Genomic DNA, 16,089 nt, shown 5'->3' on the forward strand with positions numbered 1-16,089 from the left:
GGGAGGGAGAAGCATGGACACGGTGGAATTCAGCCGCACGGTGCCACGGGAGCTCGTTCATCGGTTGAGCCTCACCGAGGTGTTCGTGACCGGCGTGCTCGCCCGGGACGAGGACACCTTCGACGTCGGGGTGCAGATCCCCCGCTCGCACGCCTTCTACCGGGACTCGGCGGCCTCCCGCCACGTCTACGACCCGATGGTCCTCGTGGAGGCGGCACGGCAGACACTCATCATGCTGGGTCACCATCTCTTCGAGATGCCGTTCGGCACGAAGTTCATCCTGCGGGACATCGCCCTGCACCACGCGGACCTCACCGCGCTCATGGTGCGCGAGGTGCCCACCGAGGTGGTGCTGCGCTGCCGCGTCGTGCGCCGATTCCGCGGCCGCGAGGGCGTGCAGGGGGCACGGGTGGACTACAGCGCGCTGGTCGACGGCCAGGTGGCGGCGACGCTGGAGTGCAACATGTCCTGGGTGACGCCCGCCCGGTGGCAGGCGATGCGCGAGGAGCGACGCGCCGCGCTGGGGCTGCCCCTCCAGGCCGCCTTCGAGGCCAGCGGTCCCGAGCAGCGGATCCCGGAGGCGCTGGTCGACCGCAGGGACGCCGCGAACGTGGTCATCTCCCCGCTCCAGCACCCTCTCCCGCCGGACGGGGACGGCACGGGGACCGCGCTGCTCGTCGTCGACACCGGCCACCCCGTGCTGTTCGACCACCCCCTCGACCATGTCCCCGGCATGCTGATCCTTGAGGCGTTCCGGCAGCTGAGCATCGCCACCGCGGTCGAAACCGGGGCGCTGCCGTCGGCGTCCGCAGTTTTCACGGGACTGCGGGCGCGCTTCACCGGCTTCGGCGAGCTGGATCTGCCGATCACTTGCGAGAGCGTCGGGGCGGCGGGCGACGGGAGGGATGCCGTGTTGCGCTGTGCGATGAAACAGGACGGACGCGCCATCGCCGACGGCGAGATCCGCCTCACCGTCCCTCCGGGGAGGTGGGGTTGAGATGACCGCCACCGCTCACACCCCCGACACCGCTCACACCCCCGACATCGACGAACTGCTGACCCGCACGCCCACCGTGCGCCGCCGACTCGACCTGTCGAGACCGGTCTCGCGGCCCCTGCTGACCCAGTGCCTCCAGCTCGCCCTGCATGCGCCCAACGGAGGAAACCGGCAGAACTGGCGCTTCCTGGTGATCGACGATCCGGAGACGAAGGCGGGGATCGCGCGCTATTACAAGGCCGCGTCGGACGCCTACCTCAGCGCCACCTCCCAGGCGGCGATGAGCGACAAGGCAGTGGCCGGCGTCCGCTACCTCGCCGACCATCTCCACGAGGTGCCCGCGCTCGTCCTGGCGTGCACCCGGGGACGACTGCCCGAAGACGCGTCACTCGCCCGGCAGTCCGGCTTCTTCGGAGCGGTCTATCCGGCGCTGTGGAGCTTTATGCTCGCGGCTCGCAGCCGTGGCCTGGGCACCGCGCTGACCACGGTCCACCTCGCCCACGAACGCGAAGTGGCGGCGCTGGTCGGTATCCCGGCCGACGAGTTCACCCAGGTCGCCCTGGTGGCCGTCGGCCATGTCACGGGCGGCCCCGGCTTCCGTCGCACCCCGCGGCGGCCGCTCGACGAGGTCCTGTCCTGGAACCGGTGGCGCAGTTGAGTGGGGCCGTGACCGCTTCCCGGGTGCCGGCCCGGCTGGGAAGCTTCGTACTGCGGATGTTCCGCCCGCAGATCTACGTCACCTACGGCCTGTTGTGGACCCTGGCCCTGGAGGGCTCGGCCAAGGCTCTCTTCGGGGCTTCCTCGCACTGGTCTCCCTCCTGGTCGACCGCGATTCGCGCGGTGAGCGTCGTGCTGGCCCTGCTGTTCGCCCGCATGGTCGATGAGCAGAAGGATCTGGAGTACGACCGCCGGCACCACCCGGACCGGCCCCTGGTGACGGGCGCCATCACGGTGGCGGAGCTGCGCTGTGCCATGGCGCTGATCGCCGTGCTCGTCGTCGTGCTGAACGCGCTGGTCTCGGCCGTCTCCGTGCTGCTGATCCTGCTCGACCTCGGGTACCTGCTGTTCCTGGTCGCGCTGGAGCGCCGGTCCCCGCGGATCGGCGAGGGCCTCCTCGTCAATCTCCTCGTCAGCTATCCGGTACAGCTGGGGCTCTCCGTCTACCTCTATCTCTCGCTGCTGACCAGCGGCGCGATCGACGGTGACTGGCGGGCCGTCCCCCTGCTGGCCATGTTCGCCTGCGCCTTCCTCCAGTTCGAGTTCGCGCGGAAGACCGAGTGGCGGCGGGATCCGCGGGCACGGCTGTACTCGGAGGTGCTCGGCCCGCGCGGCAGCGCGGCGGTCAGCCTCGCTCTCGCCGTGGGCGCGGTGGTCCTCGGCCTCCTGCTGTTCGGGAAGGCGGGCCTGCTGCCGGCGTTGAGCATCGTCTTCCCCGCGCTCGGCGCCTGGCGCTTCCTCGTGCGCCGGAAACCCTCCGGGCTGATGCTCCCCGCGATGGGCTTTGTGCTCTTTTTCCTTCTGCTGTGTTTCTGCGGGGCCGCAGCGATCGCTACGGGACGGTGAGAGAGGTGCGGACCGTGATCATCGACAAGGTGCGGATATTCGACGGGAAGCGGGTACTGGACCGCGGCTCGGTCGAGTTCGCCGACGGCGTCATCACGCGGGTCACCACGGATCGGACCGCCGGGAGTGCGTCGGCATCCACCGAGGTCATGGACGGAACGGGGCTGACGCTGCTGCCGGGTCTGATCGACGCGCATACGCATGTGTTCGGTGCCGAGAGCAATCTCGAACTGGCGCTGGCCTTCGGGGTGACGACCGAACTGGACATGTTCATGGGTCCGCCGGATGCCACCCGGGCGCTGTGCACCCTGGCCGGTGAGCGCCACGACCTCGCCGATCTGCGCAGTTCGGGGCTGCTGGCGAGCGCGCCCGGAGGGCACCCGGGCGTCGCCATGCCCCTCCTGCCGACGGTTTCCGGACCTGCGCAGGCCGACGCGTTCGTCGCCGCCCGACAGGCGGAAGGGGCGCACTTCATCAAGATCATGGTGGATGACGGCGCGCACCACGGGATGTCGCTGCCGGCTCTGGACCGGGCGACGGTGACGGCCCTCGCCAGGGCCGCGCGGCGGCGGGGGCTGCTCACCGTGGCCCATGTGTCCGCCCTGTGGTCCGCGCGCGTCGCCCTGGACAGCGGCGTTGACATGCTGACGCACCTTCCGCCGGAAGCCGCGCTGGACCAGGCGTTCGTCAGCCGGACCGCAGCCGGGAAGCAGGTCGTCATCCCCACTCTGGTCATGCTGGAGATGTCCGCACCGCGGACGCCTCTCCCGGCTTGCCTGGGACGCTCTCTGGCGGACGATCCGCAGATCGCCGACCACCTCCCGGAACACGCCCGCACCGCGCTGGCGGAAGGCCGTGAAGGCCTCTGCATAGAGCGGGCGTCCCCGGAACACCACTTCGGCCACGCCCTGTCGAGCGTGGCCGCCCTGCATCGGGCCGGCGTGCCCGTGCTGGCGGGAACCGACACCAATTACCGGCCGGACCGTGCCTGCCCGGTCGTCCACGGCGCGAGTCTGCACGCCGAGCTGGCCCTCCTCGTGGCGGCCGGACTGACGCCGGCCGAGGCGCTCACGGCGGCGACATCCGCGCCCGCCGCGCACTTCGGCCTGTCCGACCGAGGGGTGATCGCGCCGGGGCGGCGTGCGGACCTCGTCCTCGTCAAGGGCGACCCGACGAGCGACATCCTTCACACCCGGTCGATCGAGGCGATCTGGCGGGGCGGCATCCGCTTCGACCGCGAGGCGTACGACAAGCGCGCCGCCACCCGAGCGGGGGCGGCATGACAGGGAACCACACGAAGCGGAGGACCAGATGACCGACGGACAGCACCGCCTGGCGGGGGTCAGCAGCACCGCCCTGGTCGTGGGCATGGCCCGCGCGGCCGAGAGCGAGCGCCGGGACCGGCTGTTCGAGGACTCCCTGGCCGCGCGCTTCCTCGACGCCGCGGGCGTCGACCAGCAGGCGATCTGGAGCGAGGGGCAGGGAACCGAGTTCGCCGAGGCCATGGGTGACTACTTCGCCCTGCGTACCCGGTACTTCGACGACTACTTCACTCAGGCGTACGCGGCGGGCCTCCGCCAGGTGGTCATACTCGCGGCGGGCCTGGACACCCGCGCCTTCCGGCTGGACTGGCCGGCCGGAGTACGCCTCTTCGAACTGGACCGGCCCGAGGTCCTCGCGTTCAAGGAAGAAGTCCTCCACGGTGAGGTGCCGCGCTGCGCACGTGAGGTGATCGCGGCGGACCTGCGGGAGGACTGGCCCACGCTGCTGGCCGGGCGCGGGTTCCGCGCGGACGAGCCGACGGCCTGGCTGGTCGAGGGGGTGCTGGTCTACCTGACCGAGGGCGACGCGGATCGCCTGCTCGGCCGGATCAGCGCGCTGTCGGCGCCGGGAAGCCGGCTGTCGGTGGAGCATGTCACCCGGTCGATGGTGAACACGGACCAGGCCCAAGAGGCGGCAGCGGCCGCACCGGAGGGCGTCATGAACCTGCTGTCCTCCCTGTGGAAGAACGAGATGACACGTCCTGCGGGCGACTGGCTCGCGGACCACGGCTGGAGCGCCGCGGAAGAACCGCTGACCGACCTGGCGACGCGCCACACCCGCCCGGTCCCCCCGGCGTTCGACCCCACCCTCCCCGGCGCCGGCCGGGTCGGCCTGTGGACCGCCGTCCGCTGACCGCGCCTCGGCCGTGAGCGTCACCGCGGCCGTCCCGCCGAAGCCCCACCACTCCCCCACCTCCCGACAGCCGCACCGGTCCCCCGGACCGCCTCACCCCTCAAGGACACCCATGCCCGGCCACATCGTTGTCCTCAGCATCCCGGCGCAGGGGCACCTCCGCCCCGCGCTGGCCGTCACGGAAGAACTCGTCCGGCGAGGTCACCGCGTCAGCTTCCTGACCCCGGAGAGCTTCGCGCCCGCGGTGCGGGCGACCGGCGCCACCGCGGTCCCCTACGAGAGCCTGCTGACGGAGGTCCTGGGCCCCGGGCAGCTGCGGACACTCACGGCGGACCAACTGGCCTGGTCGGCCGTGCTGTTCCTCCAGGAGAGCGTGAACCTGGCGACGCTGGCCCGGCAGCTCTTCGCCGACGACGTGCCCGACCTGGTGCTGTACGACATGATCGTCGCCCCCGCGGGACGAGCCCTGGAACAGCTCTGGGACCGCCCCGCGGTGCAGTCCACCCCCTCGATGGCGTCCAACGCCCACTACTCGCAGCTGCGCACCGTCCATGAGCAGAGCGGGGTGCCGCACGACCACCCGGCCGTCATCGAACTCGGCCACCGGGCCCAGCAGTTCGCGGACGACCTGGGCATCACCGCCACGCCGGAGTACCTGGTGGACTGGGGCGCCGACCGGAGCCTGGTCTACGCGCCCCGGGAGTTCCAGCCGGCCGGGGAGACCTTCGGGAAAGAGACGGCATTCGTCGGCCCTTGCCTCTCCGCGGAGTACACCCGGGGCACCTGGGAGCCGCCCCGTGACGGGCTGCCGCTCGTCCTGATCTCGATGGGCACCCTCTACAACAACCAGCCGGACTTCTTCGCCACCTGCGTCCGCGCCTTCGACGGCCGGCCCTGGCACGCCGTGCTCACCCTCGGCAACGGCACCGACCCCCGGGAGCTGGGCCCGCTGCCGTCCAACGTCGAGGCCCATGCGTGGACTCCCCAGCTGGCGGTGCTGAGGCGGGCCGATGTCTTCGTCACCGCCGCGGGGATGGGCAGCCTGATGGAGTCGCTGTACACGGCCACGCCGCCGGTGCTGATCCCCCAGATGCCGGAGACCTGGGTGGCCTCCGGCCGGGCGGTGGAACTGGGGCTCGGCACGCTGCTGGATCCCGCGGAGGTCACGGAGGACACCCTGCTGAACGCCGTGCGCGAGACGGCCGCGGACGAGGCGCTGCGCGAACGGGTGCGGCACATGTCCGAGGCGGTGGAACGGGCCGGCGGCGCCGCACGTGCCGCCGAGACCCTGGAGTCCTGGTGGTGACCCTGTGCCGGTCGCCCCGTCCACCCCGAAAGCCTTCCGTGCGCTTCGGGCCGACAGCGGTCGCCCGCTAGAAGGAGCGGCGCGCCTGACCGGACGCGACGGGCCGGCCGAGGACTTCGCCGACGCAGCGCTTCAGGATTCGTCGGGCACCGCGTCGCCGTTGGCCGTGGCAGCTCTTCTCCGTCGGTACACCAGCGCTCCACCCACCACGAGGAGGAGCGCGGCGACCGCCCCCGCACCGATCGCCGGCTGCTCGGCGAACAGCCTTCCCAGCAGTTGCAGCGCGCCGATCCCGACCGTCGCGTATGCCAGTGCCCAGGCCGCTCCGCCCACGAACAGTGCCGGGAGGTAGCGCGGCAGCGGCATGTGCATGCTCCCCGCGAGGAAGTTGGCGGCGGTCTGGAAACCGACGGTCAGGAAGGAGACGGCCACCACCGGAGCGCCCCACCGCTGAATCGCCCGCTCGGCGCGCCGGAACTTGGGCGTGGAGATCCGTTCCGCGAGCCTGCCGCGTCGGGCACCGGCCCCGGCGAGCCAGCCGAGGGCGAAGGTCCCTCCGGCGCGCAGCAGGACGATGACGTAGAGACCGGCAGCCGTGAGCGCGACCTTATCCACGACGTCTCGCCTGCCCGGCCCAGCCCTCGCCGTGGACCGCTTCTCCCGTCACCGCATGTCGCGAATCTCGCCCCAGCGGGCCCGCAAAGGGCACGAGGCCGTTCTCATACCTCACCTGCATCTGCTGGTCCGTCCCTGCATGCGTGTCGAAGCGGCACTGGTTCCCCGGCACGACGCAGAGCGCTCCTGCGTCCAGGGGCCTTCCGGGCACGGCCCCTTGTCAGGCCCGCCCGGCACCCCCAGATTAAGCGAACGTGCGTGCGCCGGATACATGGCCCTCCTGCCACGTACTCCGGGTCGAAAGTGAGCACCTCGGGCTCCCTTGAACTCCGGCGGCTCCCCTCCTGTCTGGATAGGCGGGCCCCGGAGAGCGTTGTGATGATGACATTCATTTTCATGTAGTGTGAGGGTCCACGCTCACCCCCACACAGGAGGTCCGTCATGGCCGTACCCAAGCGGAAGATGTCCCGCAGCAACACCCGGCACCGCCGCGCCCAGTGGAAGGCCGCAACTCCCCAGCTCATCCCCGTTACCGTCGACGGCTCGTCGTACCTGGTACCGCAGCGTCTGGCCAAGGCGTACGAGCGCGGCCTACTGCGCCCGGAGCGCTGAACGGCATGACGCACGAGCGACTGCCTGTCACCGTCCTGTCGGGGTTCCTCGGTGCCGGCAAGACCACTTTGCTCAATCACGTCCTGACCAATCGTGAAGGCCTGCGCGTCGCGGTCATCGTCAATGACATGAGCGAGATCAACATCGACGCGGCGCTGGTACGGGGCGGTGAGGCCGCACTCTCGCGCACCGAAGAGCGCCTGGTCGAGATGACCAACGGGTGCATCTGCTGCACCCTGCGCGACGATCTCCTCGAAGAGGTCGACCGGCTGGCCCGCGAGGGCAGGTTCGACCACCTCCTCATCGAGTCCAGCGGCATCTCCGAACCGATGCCGGTCGCCGCCACCTTTGCCTTCCCCCGCGACGACGGAGCGACCTTGGGCGACCTCGCGCGCTTGGACACCATGGTCACCGTCGTCGACGCCGCCAACTTCCTGCGCGAGCTGGAGGGCGGCGACGGGCTGGCCGAGCGGGGCCTGGACCAGTACGAGGAGGATGAACGCACCGTCAGCGACCTGCTGATGGACCAGGTCGAGTTCGCCGATGTCATCGTCCTCAACAAGACCGACCTCGTCGACGTCGAGGACGTCGGCCGTCTCCAGGCCACGCTCACCCGGCTCAACCCGGCCGCCCGCATCATGCCGGTCCGGCACGGGCGGGTGAACACCGCGGACATACTCGGCACCGGACTGTTCGACCTGGAACGCGCCCAGCAAGCCCCGGGCTGGGTGCGCGAGCTCAACGGCGACCACGTCCCGGAGACCGAGGAGTACGGCATCTCCAGCATGGTCTTCCGCGCCGATGCCCCGTTCCACCCCGGCAGGCTGTGGAGCTTCGTCACCGAAGGGCTGGACAGCGGCGACTACGGCCGGATCCTGCGCTCCAAGGGCTTCTTCTGGCTGGCCAGCCGCCCTCGCCTCACCGGGCTGTGGTCACAGGCCGGGGCCGTCGCCCGCTTCGAGCCGTCCGGCGCCCGCGCCGTCGGAGACAGCCAGGGCCAGGAACTGGTCTTCATCGGCACCGAGTTGGACACCGAGGCGCTGCAGGCCGCCCTGAGCGATTGCCTGCTGACCGACGGGGAGCAGCTCACCGACGACCCGTTCCCGGCGTGGGACACCTACGGGATCGACGACACCTGCGCACTCGAGCACCCGGATCTCGTACCGCAGGCCTGAAAGCTCCGGGTTGGGCAGTGGTCGCAGCCACGGCACTGCTCAACCCGGCTCCCTGTACCCCGGCGCACAGCGGCGCAGCGTCCACCGTGCGCTCACCGCGGACACGGCTCAACGATCCTACTTTTATAAGAGACCTTCTCATGAGGCCTCTCCACGCTTGTGGTCATACTGCGCAAGAGGGCGCAAAGGACAACTGACCAGGACGGGGACACGAGCAAACGGCGACGTGCTCCGGCGAAGAGCCGCCGACTCCCGGCATTCGTTCGACGATACCGCTCGGGCAATTCACCGGAAAGGAGCGGCCCCCGTCTCCCTGGGCAAACCCCACAAGCACATCTGAGTCGGGGTGGGAGGAGGGCGGCAGCTTGTCCGACGCCCCAACGGTTAGGATCGGGATGCTCCACACCGCACCGCGGCGCCCCTCCGGCCAAAGGGAGGATTCGCAGTCGCACCAGCAGTCGAGACTTCGCATTCTCGACGGGCTGCGCCCGCTGGCAGCCATCATGGTGTTGGCCTACCACTTCATCACTCTGCGCGATGGCTGGGGCCAGGATCCGAGCACGTTTTCGACGCCCGTCTACCACCTGTCGGAGTACGGCTATCTGGGCGTGGAGATTTTCTTCCTGATCAGCGGATTCGTGATCTGCATGAGCGCGTGGGGCCGTTCGCTCGGCGACTTCATAGCATCCCGGGTTTCCCGCCTCTATCCCGCATACTGGGCCGCCATTCTGCTCACCGTCACCGTACTGACCGTGTACCCCAAGGTCCGCGGCCCCGGGGGCTGGGAAACGATTCTCACGAACTTCACCATGCTGCAACAAGGGCTCGGTGTCCCCAACGTCGATGACAGTTACTGGACATTGTTCGTCGAGCTGAAATTCTATGTACTGTTCGCGGTCATCATCTTCGCTGGTGTCACCTACCGCAGGTGCGTGATGTTCTGCGGGATCTGGACCGTGGCCGGAGTCGCTTCCCTGAAGGCGCATGACGGCCTGCTCTCGTTCTGGGCCATTGCCCCGTACTCGCCGTACTTCATCGCCGGCATAGCCTTCTACCTCATGCACCGCTTCAGGCCAACGGCTTTGCTGTGGGCCATCGTCATGGTGTCCTTCGCACTGGCGCAGCACTACGTACAGGGCCGGCTGAAGATGAACCTCGGCGCCAAGGCGGAGTGGACCGCCAGCTGGCCGGCGCGGGTGATTATCCTGCTGGCCTTCGTGATAATGGCCGGAATTTCCCTGGGTTGGTTCGATCGGGTGCAGTGGAGATGGTTGACGATCTCGGGATCGATCACCTACCCGTTGTATCTCCTGCACATGTACATCGGATTCACCCTCATCGCTCTCCTGCGCGATCATCTACCGGCGCCGGCAGTTCTGTTGATAACCGTTTCCGCACTGCTGGCGCTTTCCTGGGCGGTGTACAGGTATGTGGAACGCCCACTCGGACGCAGAATGCGCAGCGCTCTCACAAGGAGCATGCAGGAGATTCGATACTCTTCTTAGTTCCCGGGCTCGTTTCGGACGGCGGTCGGCCCGGGCGGCGGACCGCCATCCGGGTCTGCTTCGTGGGTGTGGTCGGCGGCGTTCAGGATGTGTTCAGGTCGCGGCTGGAAGCGTTGGTTCGCGTACGACTTCATCGCCGCGCGCGGTGCACTTCGTACACACCACCTGCCGCCACTGCGCGTACTCCGTCACACCCCACGGCGCGCTGTGGGGCGGTGCGGGGGCGCTCCCCAGGAGGGATTTACCTTGCCTGAGCCCGAAGTCCTGACCGACATGGACGTCGCCGGCACCGACAGGTTCGTGCTGCGGAAGCTCCCCGAGGTCACGCTGGCCTTCTGGGTCATGAAGATCGCCGCGACGACCCTCGGCGAGACCGCCGGTGACCTCTTCGCCCAGACCCTCAAGCTCGGATACTTCCTGACCACCATCGCGCTGTTTCTGGTCTTCGTGGTGACGCTGGTCGTGCAGCTCAAGTCCCGGCGCTACAACCCGTTCTTCTACTGGACCGTCATCCTGTCCACGAGCATGGCGGGCACCACGATGTCCGACTTCATGAACCGGGACGCGAGCGCCAAGTTCCTTACCGGGGGCGCCAAGTCGCTCGGCTGGGGACCGCAGGGCCTGGGGCTGGGATACCCCACAGGGGCCGCCATCCTGATCTCGCTGCTGGTCGCCATTTTCATCATCTGGAAGTGCACCGGCCTGACGTTCGCCATCCGCGACATCGTCTCCTTCCGCGCGGAGGCCCTCTTCTGGGCGGCGATCCTCGTGTCGAACACGCTCGGCACCTCGATGGGCGACTTCCTCTCCGACAGCTCCGGACTCGGCTACGCGGGCGGCGCCCTGCTCGTCACGGGGCTGCTCGCCGTACTCGTCGCCCTGATGCGGGTGCCGGTCGTGCCGAACGTGGTCCTGTTCTGGATCGCCTTCGTGCTCACCCGGCCCCTCGGGGCGACCGCCGGTGACTTCCTCACCAAGCCGCTCGCCAAGGGCGGCCTCGACCTCGGTACGGCCGGCTCGTCGGCCGTACTCCTGGCGGTACTGGTAGGCCTTATGGGATACGCCCACGTGCAGGAGCGCAGGAACGCGGCTCCCCAGGACAAGACGCTCACGGGCGTTTCCTGAGCGGCGCCCCGTGCGGCGGGATCACCCGGCGGGCAGGCTGACCACGAAGCGCGCGCCCGGGGTGTGACCGCCGTCATGGGTCACGTCACCTCCGGCGGAGCGGGCCAGGCGCCGCGCGAGCGGCAGTCCCAGGCCCGCTCCGCCGTGTCCGTCCTCGGGGTCGGCACGCCGGCCCGGCTGGAAGAGGTGCGCGGTGAAGGCGGCTGGGACACCGGGACCGTCATCGACGACCGCCACCCTGGTGCCGTCGGGCTTCGTCGAGACCTGGATGGCCACCCGGCTGCGGGCGTGGCGTACGGCATTGTCGACGAGCGGAGCGACGATGCGCTCCAGCAGTGCGGCGGGTACCCCGGCCACCAGGGTGTCCGGACCGGAAACCGTGATCGTGACCTCGTCTCGAACTCCCAGCCGAGCGGGGAGCCGACGCAGCACCGCTATGACGTCCGCCGTGCCGGGAACGGTCTGCGCGCCGGCCCGGGCGTCGTCGAGGACGGTCTCGCAGATGGTGCGCATGGAGTTGGCGGCATCGGCGATGGAGGCGTGCGCGGTGCGGGTTTCAGCGGTGGAGCGGGGGCGGACCTGCCACCAGTCGAGTTCGGCGGTGATCCGCGCCAGGGGGTTGCGCAGCTCGTGGGAGAGCTCCCGGGTGAGCTGCTGCTCGTGGCGCAGCACGGCCCGGATCCGGTCCAGCAACTCGTCCAACGAGGCCCCGAGCCGGGCGAGTTCGACGGGGCGGCCGTCGGCGCCGAAGCGCTGGTCGGAGGCGACCACGCTCCACCGGGTGGCCTGCTCCGTCATCGTCCGCACGGGTCGCAGGGCGCGCCCCACCGCCAGCCGGGTCAGGACATAGGTGCCGACCAGGACACTGGCGTCCAGGGCGAGGGAGGCGATGAGCAAGGTGTCGGCCGAGGCCCGGTACGGCGCGAGGTCCATGGCGGTGACGACCGAGGCGGCGGGCCCGGCACCCGGCCGGACACCGCCCACGGGCTCGGCGCACAGGCGGATCCGATCGCCGGCCATCACCTCGGCACACCGTCGGTCGCCGTGCGCGGCAAGGGCCGTGGCCGTTCGGGTGAGAGTGTCGCCGGGCGGCGCGGAGGCGGGGTGCTCCAGCAGCCGGGTGCCCGCGTAGATCCACACATTGGTGTCGAGCGCGGCGTCGCCCGGCGTCTCCAGGACGCGTACCGGGTGGTGGCGGGTGTCGACGGTCGCGGCCACGGCACCGGCCCGGGCGTGCAGTTCGTTGTCCGCCTGCTGCTGGAGGCGCTGGCGAACGATGCTGTTGAACACGACGGTGAGGACCACCATCACCAGCGCCGCGGTGGTCAGCGCGATCAGGGACAGCCGGCCCCGCAGCGTACGGGGGCGGCAGCGGCCGACCAGCGCGGCGAGCAGGCTGGGCAGGGTGCTCATGACAGCCGGTGCCCGACGCCCCTGATGGTACTGATCGTCAGGCCGCTACCGGCGTCCCGGATCTTGCGCCGCAGCCGGCTCAGATACTGGTCGAGGGTGTTGTCGCTGACCTGCGCGCCCTCCGGCCAGCCGGCCCGGACCAGTTCCCTTCGGCTCACTACTGCCCCCACGCCGGCCATCAGCGTGGCCAGCAGACGGAACTCGGTGGGCGTCAGCGCCACGTCGACGCCCGCTACGCACAAGCTGTGGTGCACCGGGTCCAGGACCAGGTCCCCGGCGGTCGTGGGGGCGGTGGGCCCGGAACGCTTGAGGGCGGCGCGCAGTCTGGCCGCGAGTTCGGCGAGGTGGAACGGCTTGGGGAGGTAGTCGTCACCTCCGGCGGAGAACCCGCTGAGGCGGTCGTGGAGTTGGTGGTGGGCGGTCAGGAAGACGACCGGGCCGGCGAACCCCTGCGCCCGCATCGCCTGGCACACGTCCCGTCCGTCCGCGTCGGGCAGCCCGACATCCAGCACCACCGCGTCCACGCCGTCGCCGGCCAGCCGCAGAGCCGTGGCGCCGTCCTGGGCGGCCAGCGTGGTGAAGCCCTCGTCACGCAGTCCGCGTACCAGCACGTCCCGCAGGGCGTGATCGTCCTCGACGACCAGGATGGGCAGACGTGACATGGAACCTCCTCGCGCGACTGCTCCCCGAGGCCGCCTCGGGATGGGTCGCTCTTGCCGCGGGCGCGCGCCCCGGGACGGCCGGGTGCCCGCACACCCTAACGACTACAAGCAAGTAGACGGTCTACTGTACTGTAGACGAAAGCGTGGCAGTGGTCCGCGATCAAGGGCACGCCGCTCCGCTGGATGCGTTCCCATGCGTGACGGCGCCCGGCGCGGAGCCAGGGCTTCACCAGTACTGCCGACCCGGTGGCCGCACCTCGCGACAGTGGGGGCGGCGCACCGCCCCACCCCTGAGGAAGGAGCCTGGCGTGCCGTTGGGCCCACAATCCGACGCTTTGTCCGCATATGGCCATCTCGCGGTCAACGCCCTGGACGCCGGGTCGCTGCTGACCGCGTTCGGTGCACTGGGGGTGGCCGTCGTCCTCTTCGCCGAGACCGGGCTGCTGGTCGGCTTCTTCCTGCCCGGCGACTCCCTGCTCTTCACCGCGGGACTGCTGTGCGTACCCGGCGGAACCGGGGTGCACCTGTCGCTTTGGCAGGTTCTCCTCGCGGCGGTCGGCGGTGCGCTGTCCGGAGCGCAGGTGGGCTACTGGATCGGCCGCCGGGGCGGGCGGGCGATTCTCGCCCGCAGCCGGTCCCGCCATCTCCACGAAGGCGCTGAACGGGCCGAGGCGCTGCTGGCGCGGTACGGGCACGCCAAGGCCATCGTCCTGGCCCGCTTCGTCCCTGTCGTCCGCACCGTCCTCAATCCCCTGGCCGGCGCGCTCGATGTCCCGGCGGGGGTCTTCCTCCGCTGGCAGGTCGTCGGCGGTCTGGCGTGGACCGTAGGCCTGGTGCTCGCCGGGTACGCCCTCGGTTCCTCCATCCCCAACGTCGACCGCTACCTGCTGCCGCTGGTCGCCCTCATCGTGCTCGTGTCCCTCCTCCCTCTCGCCCGCGAGGTTCAGCGAAGCCGCCGCGCCCGCCGCGACCAAGGCGTTGCCGAGGGAGAGGTGCGCTGAGGCGCGACTTTCGTGCCGGCGGGCCGCCGGCTACCTCCGGCGCGTTCGCCCTCGACAAGCCGAGGCGAGGCGAGGCGACACGCTCGATGGTGGCACCTTACGACGGCACCTCAACGTCCTTTCTCACACGGACGGTACCCCGGTCCGTTCAGGATCCCTGGAGTCGGATATGCGCCCCTGATCCAGTACGTGCACGCGGTCGGTGTAGGTGGTGATGAGGTCGAGTTCGTGGCTGACGAGGACCAGGGTGAGGCCGCGGTCGGTGCGCAGGCGGGTGAGGAGGTCCAGGATCGCGGCGGCGGTCGAGGGGTCGAGAGCCGAGGTGACTTCGTCGCAGAGCAGGAGGTCGGGTTCGGTGGCCAGGGCGCGGGCTATGGAGGCGCGTTGGCGCTGTCCGCCGGAGAGTTCGTGGGGGTAGCGGTCGGCGAAGTCGGCGGGGAGGCCGACGTCGTCGAGTGGCGCTGACGACCACCGACACCGTGATGATGGGCATGCTCGGCGCCGCCGACCTCGCGGCGGGAGGGCTGGCCATCGTCCTCTTCAACCAGCTGCGCACCATGGGCGTCGGGCTGATCACCTCCGTCGGCAACCAGATCGCCGCCGCCTCCGCCCGCGCGGAGACCGCCGAAGGCACCGACGCCGCCGACAGCAGCGACGAAGTCCGCTCCATCGTCCGGGCCGGCCTGGCCCTCGCCACACTCGCCGGAGTGGTCGGCGCCGTGGTGATGCTGCTGATCGGACAGGCCCTGCCCTTCCTCGGCCAGGACGCAGGCGTGGCCGCGAGCGCCCAGCACATGCTGCTGGCCCTGGCGCCCGGACTGCTGCCCTGCCTGTGGTTCCAGGCCATCCGCCAGTTCACCGTCGGCATGCGGCGCCCGCAGGCGCTGCTGCAGATCACCATCGCCTCCGTCGCGGTCAACGCCGGCATCAACTGGGTGTTCATCCACGGCACCTAGGGCCTGCCGAAGCTGGGCCTGCCCGGCGTCGGCGTCGCCACTTCCCTGGTCTACCTGCTGACCTTCCTGGCGCTGTACGCGTTCACCCGCCGCGACGCCGTCCTCGCGCCGCTGCTCAGCCTCAACATCGCCCAGGCCGACCGGGCCACCGTCCGCCGCCTGGTGGGGCTGGGCGTCCCCATCGCGGCGACCTACGGCTCGGAGGCCGGCTTCTTCTCCGTCACCGCCCTGATGGCAGGCTCCTTCGGCAGCGCCGCCCTGGCCGCGCACACCGCCGTCAACCAACTCGTCTACATCGTCTTCCAGGTCGCCGTCGGCCTCTCCCACGCGGCCTCGATCAACGTCAGCCGAGAATTCGCGCTGGACCGTCCCCAGGCGGCCCTGCGCATCAAGAACACCGCCCTGGCCTGCGCCGGAGCCGTCATGGCCGTGGTGGCCGTCCTCTACATCGCCATCCCGCGACTGGTGCTGGCGCCCTTCTTCGAAGGCGGCGCCGACGACAACGAGGCCATCACCATCGCCACCCACCTGCTACTGGTGACCATGGTGCTGCAGTTCTTCGACTGCGCACAGAACATCGGCGTGGGTCTGCTGCGCGGACTGGACGACACCAAGAGCGGCTTCCGCATCACCCTGATCGGCTACTGGCTCATCGGACTGCCGGCCGCCGCGCTCCTCGCCTACCCGGCCCACCTCGACACCCTCGGCATCTGGCTCGGCCTGCTCAGCGGTCTCGCGGCCACCGCCATCCTCCTGCTGCGCCGCTACACCACCGCCCTGCACGCCCGGTTCGCCGCCGCGGAGCCCGTACCCGCCGCCTGAACCTCGCATCCCCTGGACCGGGCACCGACGGCAGCACGCCGCGGTGCCCGGCCCCCTTTCGCCGCCTGATGCGGCCGAGTCCGCACCGCACGACGGAGTGCGCCGAATCCGCTGCTGCCCCGTGCCACTTGGCCCCGCCCCCACCCTCACCCGACTGGCCCA

The 16,089-nt window shown here is 70.2% G+C and carries 14 protein-coding genes and 2 pseudogenes; 12 read left to right on the forward strand and 4 right to left on the reverse strand.

Going from position 1 to position 16,089, the window contains the following annotated elements; translation table 11 throughout:
* Positions 1–13 precede the first annotated feature (13 nt).
* From IEY78_RS17825 to IEY78_RS17850, 6 genes are all read left to right on the forward strand, one after another.
* Positions 14–997 carry a ScbA/BarX family gamma-butyrolactone biosynthesis protein gene (locus IEY78_RS17825; RefSeq protein WP_189099403.1) on the forward strand — a complete coding sequence of 328 codons (984 nt, stop codon included), beginning with the start codon at positions 14–16 and terminating at the stop codon, positions 995–997.
* A gap of 1 nt (position 998) precedes the next feature.
* Complete coding sequence (locus tag IEY78_RS17830) at positions 999–1,655, forward strand: nitroreductase family protein (RefSeq protein ID WP_189099405.1); 657 nt, start codon at positions 999–1,001, stop codon at positions 1,653–1,655.
* Positions 1,656–1,663: 8 nt separating this feature from the next.
* Complete coding sequence (locus tag IEY78_RS17835) at positions 1,664–2,560, forward strand: UbiA family prenyltransferase (protein WP_189099407.1); 897 nt, start codon at positions 1,664–1,666, stop codon at positions 2,558–2,560.
* A gap of 14 nt (positions 2,561–2,574) precedes the next feature.
* Entirely contained in the window at positions 2,575–3,843 is a 1,269-nt protein-coding gene (locus IEY78_RS17840; protein WP_373294182.1) for an amidohydrolase family protein, read from the forward strand.
* Positions 3,844–3,871: 28 nt separating this feature from the next.
* A complete protein-coding gene (locus tag IEY78_RS17845) occupies positions 3,872–4,735 on the forward strand; it encodes an SAM-dependent methyltransferase (RefSeq protein ID WP_189099411.1) in 864 nt (287 codons plus the stop codon).
* Between the two features lie 112 nt (positions 4,736–4,847).
* The gene (locus tag IEY78_RS17850; protein WP_189099413.1) at positions 4,848–6,041 is read left to right on the forward strand and encodes a macrolide family glycosyltransferase; all 1,194 of its coding nucleotides are present in this window, start codon (positions 4,848–4,850) and stop codon (positions 6,039–6,041) included.
* A 132-nt stretch (positions 6,042–6,173) separates the two neighbouring features.
* Here IEY78_RS17850 and IEY78_RS17855 read toward each other — a convergent pair whose 3' ends face one another.
* Complete coding sequence (locus IEY78_RS17855) at positions 6,174–6,656, reverse strand: DedA family protein (RefSeq protein ID WP_189099415.1); 483 nt, start codon at positions 6,654–6,656, stop codon at positions 6,174–6,176.
* A gap of 441 nt (positions 6,657–7,097) precedes the next feature.
* Here IEY78_RS17855 and rpmF point away from each other — a divergent pair, with 441 nt between their 5' ends.
* From rpmF to IEY78_RS17875, 4 genes are all read left to right on the forward strand, one after another.
* Positions 7,098–7,268 (forward strand): 50S ribosomal protein L32, encoded by a 171-nt coding sequence (gene rpmF / locus IEY78_RS17860; RefSeq protein WP_189099417.1) that lies wholly within the window; start codon positions 7,098–7,100, stop codon positions 7,266–7,268.
* Positions 7,269–7,273: 5 nt separating this feature from the next.
* Positions 7,274–8,443, forward strand: a complete 1,170-nt coding sequence (locus tag IEY78_RS17865; protein ID WP_189099419.1) for a GTP-binding protein — start codon at positions 7,274–7,276, stop codon at positions 8,441–8,443.
* A 395-nt stretch (positions 8,444–8,838) separates the two neighbouring features.
* Complete coding sequence (locus IEY78_RS17870; RefSeq protein ID WP_189099421.1) at positions 8,839–9,948, forward strand: acyltransferase family protein; 1,110 nt, start codon at positions 8,839–8,841, stop codon at positions 9,946–9,948.
* Positions 9,949–10,194: 246 nt separating this feature from the next.
* Complete coding sequence (locus IEY78_RS17875) at positions 10,195–11,073, forward strand: COG4705 family protein (RefSeq protein ID WP_229700024.1); 879 nt, start codon at positions 10,195–10,197, stop codon at positions 11,071–11,073.
* A gap of 21 nt (positions 11,074–11,094) precedes the next feature.
* Here the strand turns inward: IEY78_RS17875 and IEY78_RS17880 are convergent, their stop codons facing one another.
* Complete coding sequence (locus IEY78_RS17880; protein ID WP_189099423.1) at positions 11,095–12,486, reverse strand: sensor histidine kinase; 1,392 nt, start codon at positions 12,484–12,486, stop codon at positions 11,095–11,097.
* Positions 12,483–13,148, reverse strand: coding sequence for a response regulator transcription factor (locus IEY78_RS17885; protein WP_189099425.1), 666 nt, complete (start codon positions 13,146–13,148; stop codon positions 12,483–12,485). Before IEY78_RS17885 ends, IEY78_RS17880 begins: the two co-directional genes overlap by 4 nt.
* 335 nt (positions 13,149–13,483) lie before the next feature.
* On the opposite strand from IEY78_RS17885, the gene IEY78_RS17890 reads away from it, so the two are divergent.
* Positions 13,484–14,149, forward strand: a complete 666-nt coding sequence (locus IEY78_RS17890) for a DedA family protein (protein WP_189099427.1) — start codon at positions 13,484–13,486, stop codon at positions 14,147–14,149.
* A gap of 123 nt (positions 14,150–14,272) precedes the next feature.
* On the opposite strand, the pseudogene IEY78_RS17895 reads toward IEY78_RS17890, so the two are convergent.
* Positions 14,273–14,536: pseudogene (locus IEY78_RS17895) on the reverse strand (peptide ABC transporter ATP-binding protein); the annotation flags it as partial.
* A 65-nt stretch (positions 14,537–14,601) separates the two neighbouring features.
* Here IEY78_RS17895 and IEY78_RS17900 point away from each other — a divergent pair.
* Positions 14,602–15,927: pseudogene (locus IEY78_RS17900) on the forward strand (MATE family efflux transporter); the annotation flags it as partial.
* Between the last annotated feature and the right edge of the window lie 162 nt (positions 15,928–16,089).

The sequence above is a fragment of the Streptomyces kronopolitis genome (genome assembly GCF_014646275.1).
In the GTDB taxonomy this organism is placed as follows: Bacteria; Actinomycetota; Actinomycetes; order Streptomycetales; family Streptomycetaceae; genus Streptomyces; species Streptomyces kronopolitis.